At 73.6% G+C, this 26,557-nt stretch carries 24 protein-coding genes; 6 read left to right on the plus strand and 18 right to left on the minus strand.

The genetic code is table 11. The annotated features are described in order from the left end of the window. Positions 1-53 precede the first annotated feature (53 nt). The 7 genes from ACRAKJ_RS08305 to ACRAKJ_RS08335 form a co-directional block, all read right to left on the minus strand. Complete coding sequence (locus ACRAKJ_RS08305; RefSeq protein ID WP_438921266.1) at positions 54-878, minus strand: hypothetical protein; 825 nt, start codon at positions 876-878, stop codon at positions 54-56. Between the two features lie 238 nt (positions 879-1,116). Then, positions 1,117-1,512 (minus strand): hypothetical protein, encoded by a 396-nt coding sequence (locus ACRAKJ_RS08310; RefSeq protein ID WP_447008907.1) that lies wholly within the window; start codon positions 1,510-1,512, stop codon positions 1,117-1,119. Positions 1,513-1,610: 98 nt separating this feature from the next. Beyond that, positions 1,611-1,826 carry a hypothetical protein gene (locus tag ACRAKJ_RS08315; RefSeq protein ID WP_438921268.1) on the minus strand — a complete coding sequence of 72 codons (216 nt, stop codon included), beginning with the start codon at positions 1,824-1,826 and terminating at the stop codon, positions 1,611-1,613. Positions 1,827-2,201: 375 nt separating this feature from the next. Next, positions 2,202-2,705: a hypothetical protein gene (locus tag ACRAKJ_RS08320; RefSeq protein WP_438921269.1), complete on the minus strand. Its 504-nt coding sequence runs from the start codon at positions 2,703-2,705 to the stop codon at positions 2,202-2,204. 88 nt (positions 2,706-2,793) lie between these two features. After that, positions 2,794-3,144: a peptidase inhibitor family I36 protein gene (locus tag ACRAKJ_RS08325; RefSeq protein ID WP_438921270.1), complete on the minus strand. Its 351-nt coding sequence runs from the start codon at positions 3,142-3,144 to the stop codon at positions 2,794-2,796. Positions 3,145-3,186: 42 nt separating this feature from the next. Further along, positions 3,187-3,567, minus strand: a complete 381-nt coding sequence (locus ACRAKJ_RS08330) for an HNH endonuclease (protein ID WP_438921271.1) — start codon at positions 3,565-3,567, stop codon at positions 3,187-3,189. After that, positions 3,560-4,384 carry a DUF72 domain-containing protein gene (locus ACRAKJ_RS08335; RefSeq protein WP_438921272.1) on the minus strand — a complete coding sequence of 275 codons (825 nt, stop codon included), beginning with the start codon at positions 4,382-4,384 and terminating at the stop codon, positions 3,560-3,562. The genes ACRAKJ_RS08330 and ACRAKJ_RS08335 overlap by 8 nt, the downstream gene beginning before the upstream one ends. Positions 4,385-4,441: 57 nt before the next feature. Between ACRAKJ_RS08335 and ACRAKJ_RS08340 the strand changes: the two genes are divergently transcribed. After that, complete coding sequence (locus ACRAKJ_RS08340; RefSeq protein ID WP_438921273.1) at positions 4,442-5,188, plus strand: arylamine N-acetyltransferase; 747 nt, start codon at positions 4,442-4,444, stop codon at positions 5,186-5,188. Here the strand turns inward: ACRAKJ_RS08340 and ACRAKJ_RS08345 are convergent. The 6 genes from ACRAKJ_RS08345 to ACRAKJ_RS08370 all read right to left on the minus strand — a co-directional run bounded on the left by ACRAKJ_RS08345 (position 5,167) and on the right by ACRAKJ_RS08370 (position 11,357). Then, positions 5,167-5,895 (minus strand): DUF72 domain-containing protein, encoded by a 729-nt coding sequence (locus ACRAKJ_RS08345; protein ID WP_438921274.1) that lies wholly within the window; start codon positions 5,893-5,895, stop codon positions 5,167-5,169. The genes ACRAKJ_RS08340 and ACRAKJ_RS08345 overlap by 22 nt on opposite strands. Before the next feature lie 35 nt (positions 5,896-5,930). Further along, the gene (locus ACRAKJ_RS08350; RefSeq protein WP_438921275.1) at positions 5,931-6,383 is read right to left on the minus strand and encodes a hypothetical protein; all 453 of its coding nucleotides are present in this window, start codon (positions 6,381-6,383) and stop codon (positions 5,931-5,933) included. Positions 6,384-6,620: 237 nt separating this feature from the next. After that, positions 6,621-8,732, minus strand: coding sequence for a 3-hydroxyacyl-CoA dehydrogenase NAD-binding domain-containing protein (locus ACRAKJ_RS08355; RefSeq protein WP_438921276.1), 2,112 nt, complete (start codon positions 8,730-8,732; stop codon positions 6,621-6,623). Continuing rightward, positions 8,729-9,949 carry an acetyl-CoA C-acyltransferase gene (locus ACRAKJ_RS08360; RefSeq protein ID WP_438921277.1) on the minus strand — a complete coding sequence of 407 codons (1,221 nt, stop codon included), beginning with the start codon at positions 9,947-9,949 and terminating at the stop codon, positions 8,729-8,731. Before ACRAKJ_RS08360 ends, ACRAKJ_RS08355 begins: the two co-directional genes overlap by 4 nt. Positions 9,950-9,993: 44 nt before the next feature. After that, positions 9,994-10,443 (minus strand): ABA4-like family protein, encoded by a 450-nt coding sequence (locus tag ACRAKJ_RS08365; protein WP_438921278.1) that lies wholly within the window; start codon positions 10,441-10,443, stop codon positions 9,994-9,996. Further along, positions 10,440-11,357 (minus strand): hypothetical protein, encoded by a 918-nt coding sequence (locus tag ACRAKJ_RS08370; RefSeq protein ID WP_438921279.1) that lies wholly within the window; start codon positions 11,355-11,357, stop codon positions 10,440-10,442. The genes ACRAKJ_RS08365 and ACRAKJ_RS08370 overlap by 4 nt, the downstream gene beginning before the upstream one ends. A 91-nt stretch (positions 11,358-11,448) precedes the next feature. On the opposite strand from ACRAKJ_RS08370, the gene ACRAKJ_RS08375 reads away from it, so the two are divergent. Further along, complete coding sequence (locus tag ACRAKJ_RS08375; RefSeq protein WP_438921280.1) at positions 11,449-12,084, plus strand: MerR family transcriptional regulator; 636 nt, start codon at positions 11,449-11,451, stop codon at positions 12,082-12,084. 208 nt (positions 12,085-12,292) lie between these two features. Here ACRAKJ_RS08375 and ACRAKJ_RS08380 read toward each other — a convergent pair whose 3' ends face one another. Further along, positions 12,293-13,543 carry an HRDC domain-containing protein gene (locus ACRAKJ_RS08380; protein WP_438921281.1) on the minus strand — a complete coding sequence of 417 codons (1,251 nt, stop codon included), beginning with the start codon at positions 13,541-13,543 and terminating at the stop codon, positions 12,293-12,295. A 68-nt stretch (positions 13,544-13,611) separates the two neighbouring features. Then, positions 13,612-14,328, minus strand: coding sequence for a response regulator (locus tag ACRAKJ_RS08385; protein WP_015099292.1), 717 nt, complete (start codon positions 14,326-14,328; stop codon positions 13,612-13,614). Positions 14,329-14,582: 254 nt separating this feature from the next. Between ACRAKJ_RS08385 and ACRAKJ_RS08390 the strand changes: the two genes are divergently transcribed. Next, positions 14,583-15,740: a membrane dipeptidase gene (locus tag ACRAKJ_RS08390; protein WP_438921282.1), complete on the plus strand. Its 1,158-nt coding sequence runs from the start codon at positions 14,583-14,585 to the stop codon at positions 15,738-15,740. Positions 15,741-15,910: 170 nt separating this feature from the next. On the opposite strand, the gene ACRAKJ_RS08395 is transcribed toward ACRAKJ_RS08390, so the two are convergent. Further along, positions 15,911-16,447 carry a DUF3000 domain-containing protein gene (locus tag ACRAKJ_RS08395; RefSeq protein WP_438921283.1) on the minus strand — a complete coding sequence of 179 codons (537 nt, stop codon included), beginning with the start codon at positions 16,445-16,447 and terminating at the stop codon, positions 15,911-15,913. A 98-nt stretch (positions 16,448-16,545) separates the two neighbouring features. Here ACRAKJ_RS08395 and hemE point away from each other — a divergent pair, with 98 nt between their 5' ends. The 3 genes from hemE to hemQ are packed head-to-tail and all read left to right on the plus strand — an operon-like array spanning position 16,546 to position 19,746. Further along, on the plus strand, positions 16,546-17,598 hold the full coding sequence (hemE, locus tag ACRAKJ_RS08400) for a uroporphyrinogen decarboxylase (protein ID WP_438921284.1): 1,053 nt from the start codon (positions 16,546-16,548) through the stop codon (positions 17,596-17,598). A gap of 10 nt (positions 17,599-17,608) precedes the next feature. Then, positions 17,609-19,027 (plus strand): protoporphyrinogen oxidase, encoded by a 1,419-nt coding sequence (gene hemG, locus ACRAKJ_RS08405; protein ID WP_438921285.1) that lies wholly within the window; start codon positions 17,609-17,611, stop codon positions 19,025-19,027. 26 nt (positions 19,028-19,053) lie between these two features. Further along, positions 19,054-19,746, plus strand: a complete 693-nt coding sequence (hemQ, locus tag ACRAKJ_RS08410) for a hydrogen peroxide-dependent heme synthase (RefSeq protein ID WP_438921286.1) — start codon at positions 19,054-19,056, stop codon at positions 19,744-19,746. 43 nt (positions 19,747-19,789) lie between these two features. Here the strand turns inward: hemQ and ACRAKJ_RS08415 are convergent, their stop codons facing one another. Together ACRAKJ_RS08415 and ACRAKJ_RS08420 are read right to left on the minus strand one after the other, a co-directional pair. Continuing rightward, positions 19,790-23,089 carry a S8 family serine peptidase gene (locus ACRAKJ_RS08415; protein WP_438921287.1) on the minus strand — a complete coding sequence of 1,100 codons (3,300 nt, stop codon included), beginning with the start codon at positions 23,087-23,089 and terminating at the stop codon, positions 19,790-19,792. 256 nt (positions 23,090-23,345) lie between these two features. Then, entirely contained in the window at positions 23,346-26,525 is a 3,180-nt protein-coding gene (locus ACRAKJ_RS08420; RefSeq protein ID WP_438921288.1) for a S8 family serine peptidase, read from the minus strand. Positions 26,526-26,557: the final 32 nt, after the last annotated feature.

A 26,557-nucleotide genomic window follows, 5' to 3' on the forward strand; every position in this document is an offset into this window, starting at 1 on the left:
CTACGTCACATCACCGCGATCGGGGTGACCGGGGCTTCACCGGGCGAGGGGTGTCAGCGGCCGCGCCAGACCGGGTGCATGTACCGACGGCGTTCGTCGGGGGCGGGTTCCGTGGTGAACAGGTTGTCGGCGTTCCGGTGGACGCAGTCGATGCCGAGTCGGTGCAGCAGGGCGACACCGTCGGCGCCGGGACGTTCCGGGAAGAGGGCCATCAGGCGGGTGACCGCGTCCGGGCTGTCCGCCGCGTAGTCGAGCAGTTGGGCGACCGCTTCCCGTACCTTGCTGTGCGTGGCCAGGCTCTTCGCCTCGATGACCACGACATCCGCGTCGTCGCGGTAGTACAGGTCGGCTCGCTTGCCACTCGGCGTGACGAAGCTGTGCATCTCGACGTCGGAGCGGAAATCCCGGTAGTGGGCGACCAGACGGGCTTCAACCCGTTCGTACGCGGTCTGCCGTTCCGCGATCCGGTGCCAGACGACGTCCACGTGGGTTCGTTCGACGGGGATCACGCGGGTGTCCAGCCCGATCCGGTCGGCGGTGGCGTTCAGCTTGGCGCTCAACTCCGCTTCCACGGTGCTTGGGGTGATGTCGAAAGCCGTGATCAGGCGGGACGACCTGGGCTCTTCGACGAGGCGTTGCCCGTACACGTAGTCGCCGGCGGTGAATCCTTCGATGCCCCAGAGATCGGTGATCGGGTAGTCGGTGAGCCGGACGTCGAGGACGCTGTACACGTTGGTGAAGCTCGAATCGTTGGCGTGCTGGTTCCAGAGCAGGTCGGCCAAGGGCTCGTTGCGGAACAGGTGTCCGATCTCGCCGGTGGCTTTGATTTTCTTCTCGCCGACGAACAGCACGACGCCGCCGGAGCGCAGCCGTTCCATGGGTTTGTCGTGCCGGGGGATCGCGCCCCAGAAGTGCGCCTCGCCGGAAGGGTACAACTCCTCCAATGGAACCCTCGATCGTGTCGTGGAAGCGCTTCCTCGTGTCGGGGTTGCCGTAGCAGAGGGCGAGAAGAGCGAGCGTCATGGACGGTCCCCACCGGTTGTCACCTGATCGTGTGGGGGTTGACCTTAGGTCCCGACGTGCTCTTCCGGTCGGCGGGAATCCGTCATGCGCGGATCAGCGGGAGAAAAGCGCACGTCCGGCGAAGAACAGGACACCGGCCAGGCCCGCCGGTGCGGTCACCAGCACCAGGTAGGCCCACGCGCCGACGGTGGAACCGGTCGGTATCAGGTCCTTGCTCACCCCGGCCACCAGTGCGGCCCAGGACAGCAGGGAGAACAAGGTCGAATTCAGCCAGCACACCGCCGATGCGGCCCTGGCCCGACGCGCGCCGGCGAGGTCGAGCTGCTCACCCCGGACGAAGGACCGTGACGAGATCAGGCTCAGGCAGGACAGCAGCAACCCCGACACCGAGCCGCACCCCGGGATCCACAGGACGGTCTCGAACGGGGGGTAGGTCGCGGGCAGGATCCCGCCGACGACCACGATCGCCAGTGCGAGGACCGCGCACACGGCCACACCCCCGACGCCAAGGCCGACGCACAGCCCGCGCACCTCCCGCACGCGCGTGGCCGGCATCCAGGCGTGGAGCGGTGGGGGTCCGACGGGCCTCACGGGCTGGGCCGCCGGTCCGAGCCGGCACCGTCCGCCGTGCTCGCGTCGGCCATGTCCCCGTTGTTCGGCATCGCCCACGTCGAGCCCAGGTCGCGGACCTTCTGCCGGATCGCGGCCTGTTCGACCTCGATCGTGTTGATGTGCGATTCCATCGCCACGATGGTCGCGCTGATGAGGCTGATCGTCACTCCCGCCGCGCCGATCAGCGCCACAACCGCCGCCGGGATACCCACGATCGTGACGGCGTGCCCACCGCGGTGAGGATGCGACCACGAACGTGGTCAGCGCGACCCCCATCGCGATCCAGAACGTGTCGGAGGTCCCGCAGCTTCTTGTGGAGCAGCGCCATGGCGCGTGCGATCGGGTCGACCAGGTGCTGCAACGGTGCGGGCGTCCAATTCATCGCGCTGTCGACCTCCCGCGTCCACTGGTCGGCCTCGCGGATGAGGGGGTTCACCGCTCACCGTCCCGCGCGTGGACGCCGTTCATGGCGCGCCGGCGCGCCGTCGGCTGCGAGGGAGGCGCGGAGGCCCACGAGGGTGGCTCCGGCATCCGGCTCATCGTGCCGCGGCCGGTGCGGCGGTCCGCTACACGGGGAACAGGCGCCTGCCGGTGACGACCGCCGCGGAGGTGGGGAGGATCGGGAGGACGTAGAGGGGGAGCAGGAGCCAGGCCGCGCCGGTGTCGCCGGTGGTCCTGACCAGGGCGTAGGTCTGGGCGAAGACGGCCAGCAGTGAGCCCAGGAGGCCGAACGCCCAGGAGAGGCCGATGGCGCTGCGGAGTTGGCGTGTTCGGCGCAGGACGAGGTGCGTGCCGTCCAGGGCTCGTCTGCCCAGCAGCACGGTGAGGCCGGCTGTCAGGACCGTGGCGACGGCGACGCCGTTCGACGTCCGGGCGAACTCGGCCAGGGGGCGGTAACCGCCCGCCAGCAGGGGGGACAGGGCCGTGGTGACCGCGCCGAGGACCAGGGCGGACGCTAAGAGGAGCCTGCCGCGGTTCAGGGAGCCGGTGGTGATCGCCTCGGCCTGCTCCTCGGTGACGGGGAGGTGCGTGGTCGGTTCGGGGGTGCGCGCGGTGGAGCGGGTGGTCACCGGGGATCGGTCCCTTTCACGTGCGGGTGGGAGGTCGATTCTGGACGAAGACGGCCCGCGAGTGGCCGTCTTCGCCCAGAATCGGGTCCTACGGCTCCCAGACCTGCACCGCCCGCACGACGAACGGGGCGTCGGGCACGTAGGTGCCCCGGCCCGGGTAGGTGGTGAAGTCGGACTCGGTCGAGCACGTCGCGCTCTGGAACACCGACGTGTCGCGGTTGAGGAGGTTGGCGAAGGAACGCGCCGTGAAGCCGTCCGGCAGGGGTATGCACTCGCGCGGGTTCGCGGTCTCCAGGTCCAGGCGGTGCGCCGTGCCGGTGTAGTCCTTCGCGGACCAGGCGCAGAACTCGCCGCGGTCGCAGGTCGGGCTGGCGGGCGCGGCGGCGGCGGTGCCGGTGGCGAGCAGGGACAGGGCGGCGGTGAGGGTGATGATCTTCATGTCACCCAGGTTGCACGCGGCTGGGCCGGTTGTCCCGGGCCGTCACCTGTTGGTGTGGTTCAACCGGCGCTGTTGGCCCGCCAGGTAGGGGCGGGCACGGCGTTGGCCGCCCCGGTCGGCGATGGCCTCGGCGAGGGAGTCGAGGACGCGCGCCACGCGGTCGGCGTCGGGGTGCCAGCCGCGGCGCTCGCACTCGGCCAGCCAGTCCACGGGGGACAGGTGGCCGCGTTCGCGGTTGCAGCGGCGGCAGGCGGCGACCTCGTTCTCCAGCCACGACGGGCCGCCCTTGACCTTGGGCACGAGGTGGTCGGTGGTGGGCGTGACGTGGCCGGTGAACGCCCGGCGGCACCACGTGCAGTCCGGGCCGTCGCGGGCGATGGCCAGGGCGAGGCGGGCGGCGCGGTCGAGGGCGGCGTCAGGCATGGGCCAGGCGGGCGGCGAGGCGGACCGCGTCGTGCGGGGCCGCCGCGTCGGTGTCGTTGTCGAAGTACGCGTACACGTCGTGGGTCGCCGACCACTCGCGGACGCGGTCCGCCCAGTGGTCGAGTTCGGCGTCGGTGTAGCTGCCCACGTAGAGGGCCTGGCTGCCGTGCAGGCGGAGGTAGGCGAAGTCGGCGGTGACGTCGTCGAGGTACGGGAACCGGCCGGCGCTGTGGGAGACGACCAGGGCGATGCCGTGCGCCCGCAGGAGGTCGTGGAACTCGTCGGTCAGGAACGTCTCGTGGCGGACCTCCAGGGCGTGCCGCAGGGGCAGGTCGACCTCGGTGGTCACGAGGGCGCGTTCGTCGGGCAGGCGTGCGTCGTGGTTCTCCGCGAGCTTGGCGGCTTCCCCGGTGGTGCGGGGGAGCAGGTCGAAGAACGTGGCCAGCCGGTCGGGGTCGTAGGTCATCCGCGGTGGCAGCTGCCACAGGAACGGGCCGAGCTTGTGCTCCAGCGCCAGCACGCCGGAGGCGAAGAAGTTCGCGAGCGGCACCTCCACGTCGCGCAGCTGCTTGAGGTGCGTGATGAACCGGCCGCCCTTGACCGCGAACACGAAGTCGTCGGGCGTCTGCTCGCCCCACGCCCGGTAGCTGGAGGGGCGTTGCAGCGAGTAGAACGAGCCGTTCAGCTCGACGGAGGTGGTCAGGCGCGAGATGTGCTCCAGCTCGCGGCGCTGCACGAGCCCCTCGGGGTAGAACGCGCCGCGCCGCCACGTCGGGTACACCCAGCCCGACGTGCCGATCCGCACCTGTCCCGCCATGGCCCCGGGGTACCCCTTCTTGACCTCCAGCGCACCTGAGGGTGGAAGGTGTCGACCATGGACGACCGCACGCTCGACGCCTACCTCGACCGCATCGGCGCGACCCGCGCCGATGGCGTCGTCGAACTGCACGAACGCCACCTGGCGACGGTGCCCTTCGAGAACCTGTCCATCCACCTCGGCGAGGAGATCAGCCTCGACGAGGACGCGCTGGTGGACAAGGTCGTGCACCGGCGGCGCGGCGGGTTCTGCTACGAGTTGAACGGGGCGTTCGCCGCGCTGCTCCGCGCGCTCGGGCACGACGTGGAGCTGCTGTCGGCGAAGGTGTTCACCGACGGCGCGTACGGTCCGCCGTTCGACCACCTGGCGCTGCGCGTCGGGAACCTGCTGGTCGACGTGGGGTTCGGCCGGTTCGCGCTGCGACCGCTGGACATCACGAGCCGGGAGGACCAGCACGACCCGACCGGGGTGTTCCGGCTCGTCGACACCCCCGAGGGCGACGTGGACGTGCTGTTCGACGGGGTGCCGCAGTACCGGTTCGAGCGGCGGCCCCGGGAGCTGGCGGAGTTCCGGGCCACGTGCTGGTACCAGCAGACGTGGCCGGGGTCGCCGTTCCGGCGCGGCGCGACCTGCTCGCTGCCCACCGCCGAGGGGCGGGTGACCGTCGCCGGCTCGAAGCTGATCACCACCAAGGGCGACGAGAGGCTCGTGGAGGACCTGGGCGACGACGCGCTGCTCGCCGCCTACGCGAAGCACTTCGGGATCGTGCTGGACCGGGTGCCTCAGTCGATCGCCAGCCGCTGAGCCAGGACCACGGCGTCGTGCGGCGCGGCGTTGTCCATGGTGTTGTCGAAGTAGACGTAGACGTCGCGGGTCTTCGACCACTCGCGGACGCGGGACGCCCACTTGTCCAGCGCCTCGTCGGAGTAGGCGCTCTTGTACAGCTCGCGGTCGCCGTGCAGGCGCACGTAGGCGAAGTCGGCGGTCGGCTCGACCGGTTCGGGGAAGCGGCCCGCCGACTCCGCCGCGCACAGCGCCACCCCGCGCTCGGTCAGCATCTCGACCAGCTCGGGGTTGTCCCAGGTGGGGTGGCGGATCTCCAGGGCGTGCCGGACGGGCGGGAGCTGGTCGAGGAACGCGGCCAGCCGCTCGGGCCGCCACGGCAGCATCGGCGGCAGCTGCCACAGCACGGGGCCGAGCTTGGGCCCCAGGTCCAGCACGCCGGAGTCGTAGAACTCGCGCAGCGCGTCCCCGACGTCGCGCAGGCGCTTGTGGTGGGTGACCTCGCGGTGGCCCTTCACGGCGAACACGAAGTCGTCGGGCGTGCGCTCGGACCACGACCGGTAGTCGGTCGGCTTGCGCAGGCCGTAGAACGAGCCGTTGACCTCCACGGTGCCGAACCGCCGGGACAGGAACTGGAGCTCCAGGCGCTGTTGCAGGCCGCGCGGGTAGAAGTCCCCGCGCCACTGCGGGTAGTGCCAGCCCGACGTGCCTATCCGGATCTCACCCACGGTGACCGAGTTGCCGCGAACCACACGCGTGAAACTCAGAACCCGGCGCCGTCGAGCGCCCCCCTGACGACGTGGTCCACGCGCGCCTGCTGCGGGTCGCGGGCCAGGGCCTCGGTGCACGGGCAGTGCGCCAGGTCGCTGCCGCACAGGTACACGCCGAGCACGCGCAGGCTGCGGGCGGTCTGGCGCAGGCGGGCGGCGCCGCGCAGCCTCACCTGGCCGTACACGGCCTTCGCGAGCTGGTAGGGGGCGCCGGGGCCGAGGTCGACGCACGCCTGGCTGTCGAGCTGCTCGGCGACGTGCGCGATGGGGCGGCACCCGCACGCGCGCACCGACCGCACGAGCCGCTGGTCGAGCCTGGCGACGAGGCGGCGGGCCACCTCGTCGCGCCAGCCCCGGTCGGACCGCAGGAACGCGACCAGCTCCTCCACCCGCACGGGGTCGGGGTGCGGTCGGCGGGCGCGGGCTCTTCGGCGTTGAGGGGTCATGCCACCAAGATCGGGTGCGGCGGCGGGTTCCGGCGCCCGCTCACCCGGCTGCGCGCCGGCGGTAACCGGGCGCAGCAACCGGCGACCACTCGGTGTCAGAGGCAGGTGGCCGGGGAGTCGCCGACCGGGCGTCGCGCGGTGACCGCCCACGCGACAGCGCACCCCCGCCACCCGGGAGGGCGACGGGGGTGCGCTGTGGTCAGGACCAGCCGGCCGGGACCAGGGCCGGGACCGGGGCTAGGCGGGGACGGAGGCGATGCCGGGGGCGAGGAAGCGCTTGCCCGTCACCTTCTCCGAGATGCCCGAGCGGTCCAGGTACGGGGTGATGCCGCCCAGCCAGAACGGCCAGCCCGCGCCCAGGACCATGCACAGGTCGATGTCCTGCGCCTCGGCCACCACGCCCTCGTCGAGCATGATGCGGATTTCCTCGGCCAGGGCCTCCAGGGCCCGGTTGAAGACCTCGTCGCCGGTGAGCGGCTTGTCGCCGAACTCCCACAGCGCCTGCACCTCGGGGTCCACGGTCTGCTTGCCGGTGGCGTCCCACTGCCAGACCGCGGTCTTGCCGGCCTCGACGAAGCGCTTCATGTTCTCCGACACGCCGAAGCGGTCGGGGAACGCGCCGTGCATCGTGCCGGCCACGTGCAGCGCCACGGCGGGGCCGACGAGCTGGAGCAGCACCAGCGGCGACATGGGCAGGCCCAGCGGCTCGGTGGCCTTGTCCGCCACCTCGAACGGGGTGCCCTCGTCGATGGACTTCACGACCTCGCCCATGAAGCGGGTCAGCAGCCGGTTCACCACGAACGCCGGGGCGTCCTTGACCAGCACCGACGACTTCTTCAGCTGCTTGCCCACGGCGAACGCGGTGGCCAGCGTCGCGTCGTCGGTGCGCTCGGCGCGCACGATCTCCAGCAGCGGCATGACCGCGACCGGGTTGAAGAAGTGGAAGCCGACGACCCGCTCGGGGTGCTTCAGGTCGGCCGCCATGTCGGTGATCGACAGCGACGACGTGTTGGTCGCCAGCACCGCCTCCGCCGAGACGTGCTCCTCGACCTCGGCGAACACCTTCTTCTTCACGCCGAGGTCCTCGAACACGGCCTCGATGACGAAGTCCGCGTCGGCGAACGCGGCCTTGTCCAGCGAGCCGGTGACCAGGGCCTTGAGCCGGTTCGCCTTGTCCGGCGACACGCGCTTCTTGCCGAGCAGCTTGTCGACCTCGGCGTGCACGTAGCCGACGCCCTTGTCCACGCGCGCCTGGTCGACGTCCGTCAGCACGACGGGCACCTCCAGCCGGCGGGCGAACAGCAGCGCCATCTGGGAGGCCATCAGGCCCGCGCCGACGATGCCGACCTTGGTGACCTTGCGCGCCAGGGACTTGTCCGGCGCGCCCGCCGGCCGCTTGGCCCGCTTCTGCACCAGGTTGAACGAGTACAGGCCGGCGCGCAGCTCGTCGCTCATCACGACGTCGGCCAGCGCCTCGGTCTCGGCCGCGTACCCGGCGTCGAGGTCGTTGGCGCGGGCCAGTTCCAGCAGCTCCAGCGCCTTGAGCGCACCGGGCGCCGCGCCCTTGGTCCTGCCCTCGACGATGGCGCGGGCCCGGGCGACGGCCGCGTCCCACGCCTCGCCGCGGTCGATCTCCCCGCGGTGGGGGACGACGTCGCCGCGCACCACGGACGCCAGCCACAGCAGCGACTGCTCCAGGTAGTCGGCCGAGTCGAACAGCACGTCGGCGATGCCCAGGTCGAGAGCCTGCTTGGGGTTGAGCATCTTGTTCTGGTTCAGCGCGTTCTCGAAGATCACGGTGACCGCGTCGTTCGCGCCGATCAGGTTCGGCAGCAGCTGCGTGCCGCCCCAGCCCGGGAACAGGCCGAGGAACACCTCGGGCAGCGCGATGGCCGCCGCGTTGGACGCCAGCGTCCGGTAGTGGCAGGACAGCGCCAGCTCCAGGCCGCCGCCCATGACCGCGCCGTTGACGAACGCGAAGGTCGGGACGGTCGACTCGGTGAACTTGCGGAACACGTCGTGCCCGAGCTGCCCGATGGTCACGGCCTGCTCGCGCCGCGACGCGCCCTCCACGGCGGTCAGGTCGGCGCCGACGGCGAACACGAACGGCTTGCCGGTGACCGCGATGGCCACCGGGTTCGCGGCCGCGGCCTCGTCGAACGCCGTGCCCAGGCTGACCAGCGACTGCGGGCCGAACGTGGACGGCCGGGTGTGGTCGTGGCCGTTGTCGATGGTGATCAGGGCGACCTGGCCGTCCACGCCGGGCACCTGGACGAACCGGGTGCGGGCGGTGGTGACGACCTCGTCGGGGAACAGGGCCTTCGCCTCGTCGGCGGTCAAAGCGGTCACTTGCTCTCCCCGTTCCAGTGCGGGTTCTCCCAGATGACGGTCCCGCCCATGCCGATGCCGATGCACATGGTGGTGATGCCGTAGCGCACGTCGGGGCGCTCGGCGAACTGCCGCGACAGCTGCGTCATCAGCCGCACGCCCGACGAGGCGAGCGGGTGGCCGGTGGCGATCGCGCCGCCCCACTGGTTGACGCGCGGGTCGTCGTCGGCGATGCCGAAGTGGTCGAGGAAGGCGAGCACCTGCACGGCGAACGCCTCGTTGATCTCGAACAGGCCGATGTCCTCGATGGACAGGCCGGCGCGCTTGAGGGCCTTCTCCGTCGCCGGGACCGGGCCGATGCCCATGACGTCGGGCTCGACGCCCAGGAACGAGTAGCCCACCATGCGCATGCCGACGGGCAGGCCCAGCTCGCGGGCGGTCTCCTCCTCGGCGAGGATGCAGCCGGTCGCGCCGTCGTTCAGGCCGGCCGCGTTGCCCGCGGTGACCCGGCCGTGCGGGCGGAACGGCGTCTTGAGCTTCGCCAGGTCCTCGACGGTGGTGCCGGGGCGGGGCGGCTCGTCGGCCGTGGCCAGGCCCCAGCCGTGCTCGGCGGAGCGGGTGGCGACCGGGACCAGCTCGGGGCCGATCTTGCCGTTCTTCACCGCGTCGGCGTACTTGGCCTGCGAGGCGGCCGCGTAGGCGTCGGTGCGCTCCTTGGTGATGTGCGGGAACCGGTCGTGCAGGTTCTCCGCCGTCGAGCCCATGACGAGCGCGGACGGGTCCACGATCCTGTCGGACAGGAACCGCGGGTTCGGGTCGACGCCCTCGCCCATCGGGTGACGGCCCATGTGCTCGACGCCGCCCGCGATGACCACGTCGTACGCGCCGAACGCGATGCCGCTGGCCGAGGTCGTCACGGCCGTCATGGCGCCCGCGCACATGCGGTCCACGGCGTAGCCGGGCACGGACTTCGGCAGGCCCGCGAGCAGCGCCGCGGTCCGGCCGATGGTCAGGCCCTGGTCGCCGATCTGCGTGGTGGCCGCGATGGCCACCTCGTCGACGCGCTCCGGGGGCAGCTCGGGGTGACGGCGCAGCAGCTCGCGGATGACCTTGACGACCAGGTCGTCGGCACGGGTCTCCGCGAAGATTCCCTTGGGGCCGGCCTTGCCGAACGGCGTGCGCACACCGTCCACGAAGACCACGTTGCGAACGCGTGCCGGCGCTACTGGTGCGGCCACGGCGTCTCCTCTCCTACCGATCGGTAACACAACTCTAGCCCCTGTTACTGACCGGTAACCACAGTGGTGCCCCTGTCGGCTCGGTCACAGGCGTACCTGATGGCGAGGAAGATCGCGAACCCGAAGGGGGAGAGGATGATCGTGAACACCAGCAGGGGGCCCATGAGCAGCGGGTGCAGGCCCAGTCGACGGCCCTCCCGGAACATCCACACCCCGACCAGCAGGTCCCACGCGAGGACCTGGGCCCAGATCGCCGCCGCACCCCACGACGAGCCGGCGAACTCGCGCAGCGAGCCCAGCTCGGGGCTGCTCATCGTGGCCCACAGCTCGGGCAGGTGCCCGGCGACCAGGGCCGTGTAGACCACCAGGGCCGGTACGGCGATCAGCGGCGATGACACGATCCGGTGAGTCCACGACCACTTCGGGGCGAACACCATCAACGCCCAGAACGGCGCGACCAACCAGAACGTGATCCCGAACAGGAACCCGGTCATGCCGGCACCGCCTCGCGCTCGGGCGTGGTCGGCACGGACTGGGCCGGCCGCCGGCGCAGGGCCCACGCCGTCGCGGCGCCCGTCCACACCAGCACGGCCAGCGTGCCCGCCAGCGTCGCCGCGTCCGGCCGCAGCAGCGGCTGACCGCGCAGCGCCTGCCACGTGACGAGGACCATCAACCCCGCGTAGCCGATCGCCGCGGCCCACACGAGGGCCGTGTTCGCGCGCCGGCGGAACAGCAGCACCACCAGCGGCAGCACCTGGAGGGCGTGGATGCCCACGAAGTGCGGCACGCGCAGGTCGCCGCCCGTCGTGCTCCAGCCCGTGGCCGCCATGTACGGGCCGCCGTCGGGCACGCCGACGCTGTGCGCGCCCACCACCCCGGCCGCCGGGTCCTGGCCGGGGGCCGGGCGCGTCATCAGGAAGCCCAGCGCGAGGCCGACCAGCGCCAGGCCCAGGCCGAGGCGGATCGCCAGGCCCGCGACGCGGTCCTCGAAGCGGGTGAGCAGCAGGGCGACCGCGATGACCGCGTGCAGCGCCCAGAGCGTCACGATCGTGCCGGCCATGATCGAGAACAGCGTCGCGTCCAGCGCCGTGGCGACGTTGAAGTGGCTCCGCCTGCCGCGCAGGACCTGTGTGACGATGATCGTCATCTCGACGCCGCCGGCGACGGCGATCGCGGTGCCCGCCCACCACGCGACCCGGCGGAAGCGGGTGACGAAGGTGAGCATCCAGGCCAGCGTCACGCCGTACAGGGCGAGCGAGACGGCGAACTTGAACGGCTTGAACCAGATGGGTGATCCGGTCAGGATGCGGTCGTCCAGGACCAGACCGCCCACCGAGACCAGCGTCAAGGCGGTCATGAGCAGGGAGAACAGCATCAGCGGTGGGTGCGGGCGCAGTAAGCGGGACATGGTCGGCTCCTCATATGGATAGTGGCGCTGTCTGCTATCGGATAGCGGTAGTATCCATACTTGGGGCCGTGTTGGGAAGGGGTGTCGAGACGTGCGCGTCGCCGAGTTGAGCAACCGCAGTGGTGTGCCGGTGCCGACGATCAAGTACTACCTGCGGGAAGGGCTGCTCCCGGCCGGCGAGCTGACCAGCCCGAACCAGGCCCGCTACGCGGAGGAGCACCTGCACCGGCTGCGGCTCGTGCGGGCGCTCGTGGAGGTGGGAGGGCTGTCGATCGCGGCCGTGCGGGACGTGCTGGGCGCGTTGGACGACCCGGAGAAGTCGCTCTACAAGGCCATGGGGACGGTCGAGAAGGCCGTCGGGGGGGTGGAGAGCGAACCGTCGCCCGACGAGGAGGCCCACGCGCGGGTGCGCGAGCTGGTCGAGCGGCGGGGCTGGGAGTGCGACGAGCGTTCGGACGCCTACCAGGCGCTCGTCACCGTGCTCACCAGGGCGCGCGAGGTCGGGCAGGGCGCGTTCGTCGAGCTGTTCGACGACTACGCGCGGGCGGGTGCCGAGCTGGCCGAGCGGGACCTGGACTGGGTCATGGCGGCGACGTCCGTGGACGCCGCCCTGGAGAGGGTGGCCGTGGGCACCGTGCTGGGTGACGCGGCCCTGGCGGCCGTGCGCAGGCTGGCCCGCCGGCACGCCTCCCACCGCCGCGCCGCCACCCCGCCCGACAAGACCTGACCGCAGGACTCACCGGCCGCGAACGCAGGACTCGCGGGTCGTGAGCGCATGACTCACCCGCCGCGAGCGCTGGACTCGCGGGTCGCGAGCGCAGGACTCGCGCGAGTCGTGCGTTCGTGTTGGGCGAGTCCAGCGCTCGTCGCCGGCGAGTCATGCGCTCGCGACCCTTGTGTCCTGCGTTCGCGGCCGGAGTGGGGGTGGGGGTGGGTCAGGTGGTGGGGGGTTGGGTCGCCAGCGCTTCGGCCAGGGCCGTCGCGGTCAGGTCGACCTGCCACGACCGGGCGCCGCCCTCGCGGAGGGTGGCCGCCACGCCGGTGGGGGAGAGGTCGGCCGGCGGCTGCCAGCAGGTGCGGCGCACCAGGTCCGGCAGCAGCAGGTTCTCCACCGGCAGGGTGTTGGCCTCGGCGATGGCGGTGAGCGCGGTGCGCGCGGCGGCGAGCCGGACGGCGGCGGCCGGGTCCTTGTCGGACCAGCGGTTGGCCGGCGGCGGGCCGTCGTGCTGCTGCGAGGGCTCGGGCAGTTCGGCGCGCGGCAGGGCCGCGGCCTTCTGGAGCGCGCCGAGCCACACCGACACCAGGCGCCGCTGCGCCCGACCCCGGAACACGGGGAGCGCGAGCAGCGCGGCCTCGTCGGCCGGACCGCGCACGGAAGCCTCGACGAGCGCGGTGTCGGGCAGCACCCGACCCGGCGCGATGTCGCGTTCCCGGGCCAGCGCGTCACGCGCCTCCCACAGCGCCCGCACCGCGGCGAGCTGCCGCGGGCTGCGGATGCGGTGGATGCCCGAGGTGCGGCGCCACGGCTCCGCGCGCGGACGCGGCAGGGGCGCCGTGCGGGCTGCCTCGAACTCCTCGAGGGCCCACTCCAGCTTCCCCTGCCGCTTCAGTTCCTGTTCGAGCACGTCGCGCAGCTCGACCAGCAGTTCCACGTCGAGCGCCGCGTAGTTGAGCCAGTCCGCGGGAAGGGGCCGGCGCGACCAGTCGGCCGCACCGTGCCCCTTCTCCAGCCGGTAGCCCAACAAGCGCTCGACGAGCGTGCCCAGCGCCACCCGCTCGAAACCGGCCAGCCTGCCCGCCAGCTCGGTGTCGAACAACGTGCTCGGCCGGAGCCCGAGTTCGGCGAGGCACGGCAGGTCTTGCGACGCTGCGTGCAGCACCCACTCGGTTCCGTCCAGCGCCTCGACCAGCGGGTCGAGCCGACCGCCCAGGGCGATCGGGTCGACCAGCACGGTCCCGGCACCTGCCCGGCGCAGTTGCACCAGGTAGGCCCGTTGCGAGTAGCGGTAGCCCGAGGCGCGCTCGGTGTCCACCGCGACCGGACCCGTCGCCCCGGCGAGCGCGTCAGCGGCACGCCGGAGCGACGGAGCGTCGGCGACGACGGGTGGAACCCCGTCAGCGGGTTCCACCAGCGGCACCGGATCAGCTCCGGTTGGTTCGGTTGGCTCGTCGGAGGGTACGTCCACGGCGGATGACCCTACGACGAACGCACCACTCGCGGGTGTGTTCGGTCGGTTCAGTGTGGCAACCGCCCTCAGCGGATCACGCCGGCACGCATGGCCAGCGCGACCATCTGAGCCCGATCCCCGGTGCCCAGCTTGCGCCCGATCCGCGACAGGTGGGACTTCACCGTCAGCGCGGAAAGGCTGAGCGCTTCGCCGATCTCCTTGTTGCTCTGGCCATCGGCGACCAGCTGGAGGACCTCGACCTCACGCGCGGAGAGCTCCCGCGGCGTGTTGTCGGTGCCCGGCACCCTCGTGCCCGCGGCGAGCACGGGCGCGACGCTCGGGTCTGCGTAGACGCCGCCGTCGAGGACCCTGCGCACCCCGTCGGTGACCACCATCGGCGAGGCGGACTTCAGGAGGTACGCCTGGGCGCCCGCCTGGAAGGCCGACCTGACCGCGTAGGGGTCGTCGGAGGACGCGAGGACCACGATGCGGGGCCAGCCCTGGGCACGGAGTTCCGTGACCAGGTCGATGCCGGTACCGTCCGGCAGACCCAGATCGAGGATCGCGAGGTCGCACGGTCCGGTCGCGAGTGCCCGCGCCCGAGCCTCCGCAACCGATGCCGCTTCATGCACTGTCCCGGCTCCCATCTGGGTGAGCCGAGCCGATATCGCCTCCCTCAGCAGTGGGTGGTCGTCGACCACCAGCACTGAAAAAAGCTCCTCCCGCGGGTGCGGGACCATGTTCGCCGGCAACGAGCCGGCTGGCGTGGTACGAACGGCCTGACCTAAGCCGACGGCAGCCACGTCACTACCTCCCTGGAGTCGGTCGTGCCCCCCGACCGGCACCGGGACTTTCGTCCAATCAGCCGCGCCACTGATCGACCGAAAGTGGTGTCGTCTGGGGCAGCGTAGCCGCCCAAGCGGGTCTACGGGACGATCAATCGGGTATCTATCGCGAACGAGTTGTCACTGATGGCCCCCGTTGTCACACGATCGGTGGACAACTGCGGAGGTCGTGTAACGCGAACCGTTCTCACGACGACATCTAGGAGTTGCCCGTGTCGAGCACCACGAGTCGGGGTCGGGCCGAGGAACTGCTGGCCCGCGTGCCACTGGTCGACGGCCACAACGACCTGCCGTGGGCCCTGCGCGATCTGGCCGACGGCGGGCAATTCGGTGAAAAGTCAACGGCGGGTCACCCCGCGGACAGCGTCGCGGTCGTCGACCTGACGACGCGCCAGCCCGCCCTCCAGACCGACCTGGTCCGCGCCCGCGAGGGCCGGTTGGGCGTGCAGTTCTGGTCCGTCTGGGTCCCGTGCCGGCTGGCGGGTGACGCAGCGGTGACCACCGTCCTGGAGCAGGTGGAGCTGGTCCACGAGCTGGCGGCCCGCTACCCCCGGCACCTGAGGATCGCCCGGACGGCCGACGAGGCCGAACGGGCGTTCGAGGACGGGCGGTTGGCCTCGCTGATCGGCGCGGAGGGCGGGCACTCCATCGGCGGGTCGCTGGGCGTCCTGCGGGCCCTGCGGCGGCTCGGCGTGCGCTACATGACCCTCACCCACAACGAGAACACGCCGTGGGCCGACTCGGCCACCGACGAGGCCGTGCACGGCGGGCTGACGGAGTTCGGGCGCGAGGTCGTGCGCGAGATGAACCGCATCGGCATGCTCGTCGACCTGTCGCACGTCGCCGCCACCACCATGCGCGACGCGCTGGACGTCACCACCAAACCGGTCCTGTTCAGCCACTCGTCGTGCCGCGCGGTCGCCGACCACCCGCGCAACGTGCCCGACGACGTGCTCGAACGCCTCGCCGGCAACGGCGGGGTGTGCATGGTGACGTTCGTGCCGCACTTCGTGTCGCAGCCCTACGTCGAGTGGGACGAGCGACTCAAGGAGGCCATGACGGCCGCCGGCGAGAACCACAACGACCTCGACGCCCGCCACCGCTTCGTCGACACGTGGCCCGAGCCGACGCCGCGCGTGACGATGGACGACGTGCTGGCGCACCTGGACCACGCCCGCGAGGTCGCCGGCGTCGACCACATCGGGTTGGGCGGCGACTACGACGGCACGCGGCACCTGCCGGAGGGCATGGAGGACGTCTCCTGCTACCCGGACCTGTTCGCCGCCCTGCTCGACCGCGGGTGGAGCGAGGACGACTGCGCCAAGCTCGCCGGCCGCAACGCCCTGCGCGTGCTCCGCGACAACGACTGACCGAGAGTCGTACGCCCAGGCCCCGAGAGTCGTACCCCCGGGTCGCGAGAGTCGTACGTCCGGGACCCCTGAGTTCTTCGTTCGCGGATGAAGAACTCACCGGGCCTGAGCGTACGACTCTCGGGACCCGGGCGTTGGACTCTCGGGGCCTGGGCGTTGGACTCTCGCGGTCAGCGGAGGGTGGTCACGCCTACGGGGGGGAGGCCCACGGCGGTGGCCATCAGGTCGTAGAACGCGGTGCCGTGGGCGGAGAGGTCGGCGTCGCGGGCCGTCCAGGAGGCGCGCAGCTCCAGGTCGTCGGTGCGGGCCGGGCCGGCGATGTCGCCGAAGCGGGCCGACGACGTCTGGGTCACGGTGCCGCCCAGCGCCAGGTAGGGGGCGCCGGCGACGTCGAGGGCCTCGGCGAGCCACGACCAGCCGACCTCGGGCAGCAGGGGGTCCGCCGCCAGCTCCGCGTCCAGCTCGACGCGCACGTAGGCGACCAGGCGGAACACGCCCGACCAGGCGTCGACGCCGTCGGGGTCGTGCAGCAGCACCAGGCGGCCGGTGGACAGCTCGTCGGCGGGCCCGGTCACCTCCGCGGTCAACGCGAAGGCCCAAGGCGCGAGCCGCTGCGGCGGCCGCACCTCGGTCAACTCCAGCTCCGGCCGGGTGCGCACCGACCGCAGCGTCGCCACCGCCCGCTGGAAGAGTTCGGGCTCCGTCACACCTCGGACCTTAGGCCCACGAACGCCCGGGAGCGCGTGCGGCACGCCGGACCCGCCGGCGCCGGCCGACCGACCGCCGCCGACCACCACGTGGGACGATGGAGCGCGAGATGAACGACATCACCGAAGCCCCGCTGCTCGTCGCCGCACGCGGCGGCCGGCCGTCCCGCACGCCGGTCTGGTTCATGCGCCAGGCGGGCCGCTCGCTGCCCGAGTACCGCAAGCTGCGCGAAGGCACCGCGATGCTGGACGCGTGCCTGGACCCGGAGATGGTCTGCGAGATCACGCTCCAGCCGGTCCGGCGCCACGACGTCGACGGCGCGATCCTGTTCTCCGACATCGTCGTGCCGCTCAAGGCCGCGGGCATCGACCTGGACATCGTGCCGGGCACCGGTCCGGTCGTCGCGAAGCCGGTCCGGACCAGGCAGGACGTGGACGCGCTCCCCGAGCTGCACGAGGAGCAGGTGCGCCCGGTGGCGCAGGCCGTCGGGCTGCTCAACGACGCCCTGGGCGACGTCCCGCTGATCGGGTTCGCGGGCGCGCCGTTCACGCTCGCCTCCTACCTGGTCGAGGGCGGCCCCAGCAAGAACCACGAGCGCACCAAGGCGCTCATGCACGGCGACCCCGACCTGTGGCACGCCCTGCTGGACAAGCTCGTGGGCATCACGGCCGAGTTCCTGCGCGTGCAGGTGGCGGCCGGCGTGAAGGCCGTGCAGCTGTTCGACTCGTGGGCGGGCGCGCTGTCCGAGCGGGACTACCGCGAGTTCGTGCTGCCCCACTCGACGCGGGTCCTGGGCGGCGTCACGTCGGTGCCGCGCATCCACTTCGGCGTCGGCACCTCCGAGCTGCTGCCCGCCATGCGCGAGGCCGGTGCGGACGTGGTGGGCGTCGACTGGCGCACCCCGCTGGACGTGGCCGTGCGCCGGCTCGAACGGGCCGCCCCGCACCTGCCCAAGCCGGTCGTGCAGGGCAACCTGGACCCGGCGCTGCTGTTCGCCGGCCTGCCCGCCCTGGAGCGCGAGGTCGAGCGGGTCAAGCGGGAGGGCGAGGCCGCCGCCGGGCACATCTTCAACCTGGGCCACGGCGTGCTGCCCGACACCGACCCGGACGTCATCACCCGGGCCGTCGAGATGGTGCACCGCGAGCGATGAGGGCACGCGGGTGAGGGCGCCGCGGGTGGCGGTGGTCGGCGGCGGGATCTCCGGCCTGGCCGCCGCGCACCGCCTGCGCCACCTGCTCGGCCCGACCGCCGAGATCACCGTCGTCGAGCAGGCGGACCGGCTGGGCGGCAAGCTGCGCACCGCCGAGGTCGCCGGCCGCGCCTACGACGTGGGCGCGGAGGCGTTCCTGCACCGCCGGCCCGAGGCGACCGGGCTGGTCGCCGAGCTGGGGCTCGCCGACCGGCTCGTGCACCCCACGGGCGCGCCCTCGGCCATCCACGCCGCCGGCCGCACCCGCCCGATCCCCGCGCGCACCCTGATGGGTGTCCCCGCGTCGGTGGAGGCGGTGCGGGAGGTGCTGTCCGAGGAGGGCGTGCGCCGGGTCGCCGCCGAACCGGACCTGCCGCCGGTCCGCCTCGACGGCGCGGACGTCGCGGTGGGCGCGCTGCTGGCCGAGCGGTTCGGCCCCGAGGTGGGCGACCGCCTGGTCGGGCCGCTGCTGGGCGGGGTGTACGCGGGCCGCGCCGACTCGCTGGGGCTGCGCGCGACCATGCCGCAGCTGGCCACCGCGCTCGACTCGGGCATCGGCTCGCTGCTGGCCGCCGCCGCGACGACGATGCCCGCCCCGCCACTGCCGGGTGTCCCCCGACCGCCGGTCTTCGGCACGCTCGGCGACGGCCTGGCGAGCCTGGTGCACCGCCTGGCCGAGGTGGCGGGCGTCCGCACGAGGCTCGGCCTGCCCGTCCGCGCGCTGCTGCGCCGCGAGCACGGCTGGCGCCTGGAGATCGGCACGCCCGCCGCGCCCGCGGTGCTCGACGTGGACGGCGTGGTGCTCGCCGTGCCCGCCCCCTCGGCCCGCAAGCTGCTCGCCGACGTCGTGCCCGCCGCGTCGCGCCGCTACGCCGAGGTGGAACTGGCGTCGATGGCCGTGGTGGCGCTGGCGCTGCCGCCGGGCACGGTGCTGCCCGAGCGGTCCGGCGTGCTGCTGGCCGAGGGCGAGCGCGGCCCGGACGGCGTCCCGTACGCGGCGAAGGCGTTCACCTTCTCCAGCCGCAAGTGGGCGCACCTGGCCGGCGAGCCGGTGCTCGTGCGCGGCAGCGTCGGCCGGCACGGCGAGGAGCACCTGCTCCGGCGCGACGACGAGGACCTGGTCGCCGCGGTCCGGCACGACCTGGCCCGGTTGACCGGCGTCACGGCCGAGCCCGTCGACACCCTCGTCACCCGGTGGGGTGGTGGTCTGCCGCAGTACGGCGTGGGCCACCTCGACCTGGTGCGGGACGTCGAGGACGCCGTGGCGGGGGTGCCCGGCCTGGCCGTGGCCGGTGCCGCGCTGCACGGCGTGGGCATCCCGGCGTGCGTCGCCACCGCCGGCGCCGCGGCGGCCCGTGTCGCCGCTCACGTGCTCGGCCGGGTTCGCTGACCACCCGCAGTGAGAGGATTGACGGCATGTCCCGCTTGAACTACGCCGAGCTCAACGACACCATCCGCTACACCATGTGGTCGGTCTTCCGGGTGGAGCCCGGTCGCCTGCCCGACGACCGCGGTCCGGCCGCGGCGGAGGCCCAGGAGTACCTGGACGGCCTGGAGGCCAAGGGCGTCGTGGTGCGCGGTGTGTACGACGTGGCCGGTCTGCGCGCGGACGCCGACTACCTGATCTGGTGGCACGCCGAGGAGATCGAGCAGGTCCAGCAGGCGTACACCGGGTTCCGCCGCACCGCGGTGGGCCGCGTCTCGACGCCGGTGTGGAGCCAGGTGGCGCTGCACCGGCCCGCCGAGTTCAACCGCAGCCACATCCCGGCGTTCCTGGCCGGCGAGGACCCCCGCAAGTACGTCTGCGTGTACCCGTTCGTGCGGTCCTACGAGTGGTACCTGCTGCCCGACGAGGACCGGCGCCGCATGCTCGCCGACCACGGCAAGGAGGCCCGGGACTACCCGGACGTGCGGGCGAACACGGTCGCGTCGTTCGCGCTGGGCGACTACGAGTGGATCCTGGCGTTCGAGGCGGACGAGCTGCACCGCATCGTGGACCTGATGCGGCACCTGCGCGGCACCGAGGCACGCCGCCACGTGCGCGAGGAGGTGCCGTTCTACACCGGTACCCGGGTGCCGGCGGCGGAGCTGGTCGCGAACCTGCCGTGACGGGCGGGGGAGGGGCGGCCGTGCGCGACGCCCCTCCCCGTGCTCAGCCGGTGACCCGGTAGGCACGCAGCACGGTCTGCTCGAACCCGTTGCCCCTGCTGTCGGAGCCCTTGGCGCGCAGCGACGCGAACCCCGCCGCGCCGGGGTTGCGCACGAACGCGGCGTTCCCGACGACGGGGACCGCCGCCCACGACTTCCCGTCGTCGAACGACACCTCGACCCCGACCCGGCGGACGCGGCCGTTGTCGGCCCCCCGCTGCTGCTCGACGGTCAGCGGGACGCGCAGCACCCGCCCGGCGGGCGTGCCGCCGGTGGCGTCCAGCGCCGGCGTGAACCGCACCACCGACAGCGGCAGCGGTCGCGCCCGCTCGCCCGGCACGGTGCCCGAGCGGAACGTCCACCGGCCGGCGACCGACGTGCTGGACCCCGAGACGCCCGGCGCGCGGGTGGCGTCGACCTCGACCCGGTAGTCCGCCCGGCCCGCCGGCACGGTGAACCGGGCGTCGGGCCGGGCGACCGAGCCGACCTCGACGCCGTCGCGGAACAGCGCGGTCCGCGCGGAGGCGAGGAGGGAGCCGCCGAGGTTGCCGGCGCCGTCGTCGAACAGCGGCACGTCGAACCGGACCTCGTCGCCGAGGCGGCTGAGGTGGGGGTAGCCGGTGTCGGGCGCGCCGGGGCCGAACACGGGGAACAGGAACCGCTCCCGGTGGGTGCGGCCCGGCCGGTAGGTCTTGGCGGCGGGGGACCGGTGGTCGGCCTCGACGTCGAACCCGCCCCCGTCCTGGAGCACCAGCCACGTCCAGTCGAAGTCGCGGGTGGTGACGTGGTCGACCACCTCGCCGCCGGGCCGCACCGGCATCAGGGCGGCCCAGCCGCCGCCGCTGTCGTCGTTGAGCCCGATGCCGCCGTGCAGCACGCGCTTGCCCTCGGGCACGGGCCCGAACGAGGTGCGCACCTCGGCCAGCTCGCGCCCGGCGGGGGAGCGGACGAATCCGGTGGGCACCTTCCCGTGCTCGATCCAGGCGAACCGGTAGTGCACCGGCGTGGCGCCGACCGGGGTGCCCCGGTACTGCGCGCCGATCGTCGTGTTCAGCTGGTCGGCGGGCAGCCCGGGACCGGTGTGGGCGAGGGTGAGCGAGTCCGGGAAGCCGCCCGTGAACGCCGAGCCGACGCTGATCCTGCGGTCGCCGAGGCTGCGGGTGACGCCGATGTCGGCGATGGCCGGGGTGGCGCCGGGGTCGGGCGTGGTGATCCTGACGGGTCTCGCGTCGCGCGCGTCGAACACCAGGGTCTCCGCCCGGGTGACGGACAGGGCCGGGCGCGGCATCAGCGCGTACGCCGGGTCGTCGGCGTCGCCGCTGACCACGGTGGCCTGCACGGTGTACTCGCCCCGGGGCAGGCGGGTGGTGACGGTGCCGCTGTCGCCGTCCAGGAACGTGAACACGTCGTTGTCGAGGCCGATGACGACGCCGGAGTGGGCGAACGGCGTGCCGCCCGCCGCGTCGAGGAACGTCGCGGTGACGTCGTGGCTCTCGGCTTCGAGGTCGACGCCGACCGGCACCCGCGTCGCGTCGCCGACGACGACCGCGCCCGAGTGCGCGCCGTCGAGCGCGCCCGCGCGGGTGTCGGCGGTGACGGTGACGGTGGCCTCGCCGCCCGCGGGGACGGTGACGTCGGCGGGTGCGGCGGTGAACAGGCCGGCCGGTGCGGGCGCGCCGTCGGGGCCGGTGGCCCGGACGGTGACGGGCGCGGTGACCGCCTCGTCGCCGCTGTTGCGCAGCGTCAGCCGCCGGGTGACGGGGGTGTCGTCGTCGTGCGGCCACGCCTGGGAGCCGAACGCCAGCGACGGCGGGTCGGCGGTGATCGTCGCGCCGATGGCCCGGGTCAGGTCGACGCGGCCGGCGCCCTGGTCGAAGGCGGTGAGCGCCGGGTTGGGCTTCGCGGTCGCCATGAGCGCGGCTTTGATGCGTTCGCCGTCCCAGTCGGGGTGTTGCTGGGCGATCAGCGCCGCCGCGCCGGCGACGTGCGGGGTGGCCATGGACGTGCCGGACAGGGCGACGTGGCCGTCGCCGACCGGGGTGCCGATGGTGCCCCGCGCGGCCTTGGCCGCGACGATGTCCACGCCGGGCGCGGTGATGTCGGGCTTGACGCCGCCGTCGCCGACCCGCGGGCCCCGGCTGGAGAACGGCGCGATGCCGTCGTCGCGGTCGACCGCCCCCACGGTGAGGGCGGCGTCCGCGCTGCCGGGCGAGCCGATCGTGCCCGGCCCGCCGGAGTTGCCGGCGGCGACCACGAAGAGGGTGCCGCTGCTCGCGGACAGCGCGTCGACGGCCTCCTCCAACGGGTCGGGCCCGGGGGTGTCGGTGCCGCCGAGGCTGAGGTTGACGACGTCGGCGCCCTGGTCGACGGCCCACTGCAGGCCGGCGAGTATCCAGGACTCGGCGCAGCCGCCCCGCGAGCACACCTTGCCGTCGAGGACCCGCGCGTCCGGCGCGACGCCCCGGTACCCGGTGCCGGAACCGGCGACGGTGGCGGCGACGTGCGTGCCGTGGCCGTCGAGGTCGGTGGCGTCGGGGTCGGTGGTGAAGTTCCGCTCGGCGACCTCGCTGCCGGCCAGGTCGGGGTGGTCGCCGTCGACGCCGCCGTCGAGCACGGCGACCTCGACGCCCGCGCCGGTGTACCCGGCGGCCCACGCGGTGGGCGCGCCGACCTGCGCGGTGGAGCGGTCGAGGTCCCGGGTGCGCAGGCCGTCGAGCCAGACCGCGCGCACGGTCGGGTCGTCGACGAGGGCCCGGTGGGCGGTGGCGGCCTCGGCCTTGACGGCGTGGGCGGCGACCGCGCCGGCGGCGGGCAGGTCGAGGGTCACCCGGACGCCGGCCGCGGCGAGCGGTCGTGCGCCGCCCGTGCGGGTGACGACGAGGGGCAGGGTGTCGCGCCGGGCGTCGTCGTAGCCGGCGTCGCGCAGGCCGGTGACGTCGAACAGGCGCGGGTCGAGCCGGCCCGAGGCCAGGGCGCGCTGGGCGTCGGCGGGCACGACGTGCAGGTGCCCGTCGCGTTCGAAGGTGGTGAACGCGGTGCCCGCGCGGCCGGGTCCGGCCTCGACCGCGCGGCTGCCGTCGCCGTTCACCACGACCCGGTCGCCGGTGAGGAGCGTGACGGCGAACGCGGTGTCCCGCCGGTCGCGCGCCGGCTGCTGCGGCTGGGTCGGCTGCTGGGCCTGCTCTCGGCCCGGCTGCCGCGGTGGCGCCGCGCCGGCCGCCCCCGCGGCCGGGACCGCGACGAGCCCGGCGGCCAGGACCGCGACGGCCCCCCGGGCCATGCCCCGCGTACGTGTTCTCGGCACGGATACCTCCCTGTCCGGTCGTGCGCGTCGTGGGACGCGCAGCCGGAAGGCGGCGTTGACCTGCGGCCGTGGCGTGAACCGGAAGTGACGAAGCCCCCCAACCCACTCGACGCTATCCACCCGTCAGGGTGAGGTCAGCATCTCTTCGAGGGGTGTTCGTCCCCTCAACGAGTCCTTCTGGTGGTTACTTACCGTTTGTCGTTGGTACGGAAGAGGCACCCACCGCCGGGTGGGTGCCTCTCCGCCCGGTGTGCGCCTAGGAGATCTTGTAGGCGCGGACGAGGGTGTGCTCGAACCCGTTGCCCGCCCGGTCCGCGCCGCGGACGCGCAGCGAGGCGAAGCCGGCCGCGCCGGGGTTGCGCACGAGCGCCGTGCGGCCCGCGACGGGCACCTTCGACCACGACCCGCCGTCGTCGAACGACACCTCGACGGTCAGCCGGCCCACCCCGGCCGCGGCCTGCTGCTCGACCACGAGCGGCACCCGCAGCAGGCGACCGCGCGGCGCGGAGCCGGTGGCGTCGTCGAGGTTGGGGGCGAACCGCACGACGGTCAGCGGCAGCGCCTCCGGCTCGTCGCCGGGCACGGTGCCGGAGCGGAACGTCCACGACGAGCGCAGCGACGTGGTGAACTCCGAGACGCCCGGCGCGCGCTCGGCCTCGGTGTCGACGCGGTACCGGGCGGTGCCCGGCGGCACGGTGAACAACCCGCCGCCCGCGTACGGCACCTCGCCGACGAGCACCCCGTCGCGGTGCAGGGTGGTGCGGGCCGAGGCGGTGAGCGCGTCGCCGCTGTGCCCCTCGCCGTCGCCGAACACCGGCACCGAGAAGCCGATCTCGTCGCCGAGGCGGGACAGGTGCCCCCCGTCCGGCGACGGCAGCGCGGGCCCGAACACCGCGTGGTTGAACCGCTCGCGGTGCACGCGGCCGGCGCGCAGCTCCAGCGGCTCCGAGTACTGCACGGCCACGCCCGCCCCGTCGCGCACCTCGTAGGGCGTGAACACCCAGCGCAGGCCGTCGCCGGTGGTGGTGTAGTCGATCGACCGGGTGTCGACGTCGGCGTCCCACAGGAGGCCGCCGATGCCCTCGGGGAGCGTCGGGACCGCCCCGAACACCAGGTCCGCGCCCGCCGGCACGGGCCCGAACGAGGTGCGCACCTCGGCCAGCTCGCGCCGGGCGGGGGAGCGGACGAGGCCGGTGGGCGCCTTGCCGCGCTCGCGCCAGGAGAACCGGTAGTTCACCGGTGTCCCGCCGACGGGCGTGCCGCTCGCCTGCTCCCCGACGAGCACGTCCACCTCGTCGGCGGGCAGCTCCGGGCCGAGGTGCCCGATGGCGGTGTCGCCGAACCCGCCCGGGAAGGCGGTGCCGACGCCGTTGAGGACGCCGCCGTACCGGCGGACGACGAGCAGGTCGCCGACCCGCGGCGTCGCACCGGCGTCGGGGTAGCCGACCCGGACGGGCCGCGCGACCCGCGCGTCGGCGGTGACGGTGGTGTCGGCGGTGACGCCGAGGGACGGTTGCGGCAGCACGGCCCGCCGGGTGCCGGTCAGCACGTCGGTGACCACCAGGTACTCGCCCTTGGGCAGCCGCACGGACCGCCCGCCCGGCTGGCCGCCGATGATCGTGACGACGTCGAGGTCCAGGCCGATGACGAACGCGGCGTAGTCGGCGGCGGGCGCGCCGTCGGCGTCGACCACGTCGAACCGGACCTCGTAGCTCTCCACCTCGCGGTCCACGCCGAGCGGCACGCGCAGCTCCGCGCCGCCGCCGCGCGCGACGAGCGTGCCGCTGTAGGCGCCGTCGGCGGTGGCGACCCGCGTGTCGGCGGTGACGGTGACGGTGGCCTCGCCGCCCGCGGGCACGGTGATGTTCGCCGGCGTGGCGGTGAACAGCGCCGCGGGCGCGGAGCCGTCCGGGTCGACGGCCAGGTCGAGGGTGACCGGCGCGGCGCCCGGGTTGCGCACCGACACCTCGCGGGTGACGGGGGTGTCGTCGTCGTGCGGCCACGCCTGGGAGCCGAACGCCAGCGACGGCGGGTCGGCGGTGATCGTCGCGCCGATGGCCCGGGTCAGGTCGACGCGGCCCGCGCCCTGGTCGAACGCGGTGAGCGCCGGGTTGGGCTTGGCGGTCGCCATGAGCGCGGCCTTGATGCGCTCGCCGTCCCAGTCGGGGTGCTGCTGGGCGATCAGCGCCGCCGCGCCGGCGACGTGCGGGCTGGACATGGACGTGCCGGACGCGGCGAAGTGGTCGCCGCCGCTGTTCGCCTCGGCGGCCACGATGCCCACGCCGGGCGCGGTGACGTCCGGTTTGGGCGCGCCGTCGCCGACCCGCGGGCCCCGGCTGGAGAACGGCGCGATGGTGTCGTCGCGGTCGACCGCACCCACGGTGAGGGCGGCGTCCGCGCTGCCCGGCGAGCCGATCGTGCCGGGCCGGCCGGAGTTGCCCGCCGAGATGACGAAGAGGGCGCCGCTGCTCGCGGACAGCGCGTCGACGGCCTCCTCCAACGGGTCCAGGCCGGGGGAGTCCGTGCCGCCGAGGCTCATGTTGACCACGTCGGCGCCCTGCTCGACCGCCCACGCCATGCCCTCGGCGATCCACGACTCCCGGCAGTCCGACACCGAGCACACCTTGGCGTCGATGATCCCCGCGTCGGGGGCGACGCCCCGGTACGGCGCGCGACCGCTCGCGATGGTCGAGGCGACGTGCGTGCCGTGGCCCACGAGGTCGGTCACGTCGGGGTCCTCGGTGAAGTTCCGCTCGGCGACCTGCTTCCCCGCCAGGTCCGGGTGGTCCTGGTCGACGCCGCTGTCCACCACGGCGACCCTGGTGCCCGCGCCGGTGTACCCGGCGGCCCACGCGGTGGGCGCGCCGACCTGCGCGGTGGAGCGGTCCAGCGACGTCCGCCGCTTGCCGTCCAGCCACACCTTGACGACGCCGGGGTCGGCGAGCAGCGCGGGCAGCGCGGCCGCGGACTTGGGCGCCTCGGCGGCCACCGCGCCCAGCGCGGCCAGCGGGCGGGTGACCCGCGCGCCGGGCGCGGAGGACCCGGTGACGATCAGCGGCACGGTGTCGCGCCGCGCGTCGTCGTAGCCCGCCGCCACGAGGCCGGTCACGTCGAACAGGCGCGGGTCGAGCCGGTCCGCGGCGAGCGGCGCGGCGGCGTCGCGCGGCACCACGTGCAGGTGCCCGTCGCGCCGGAACCGGTGGAACGACAGGTGTTCCCGGCCCGGGCCGGGGGTCACCGACAGGACCCGGTCGCCCGCGACGACGACCCGGTCGCCGGTGACGAGGGTGACGGCGTGCGTGCGGTGGTCCGACGGGGCGTCCCCCGCGAGCGGTGGCGGTAACGGCGGCGGCGCGGCGGTGGCGGTCGACGCGCCCCCCGCCACGAGCGCCACGACGGCCAGTGCGGCCCCCCAGCGCGTGCGTGCTCCGGACATCAACACAGATACCTCCCTGATCTGGTTGCGTG

The organism is Saccharothrix sp. DSM 118769 (assembly GCF_052936295.1).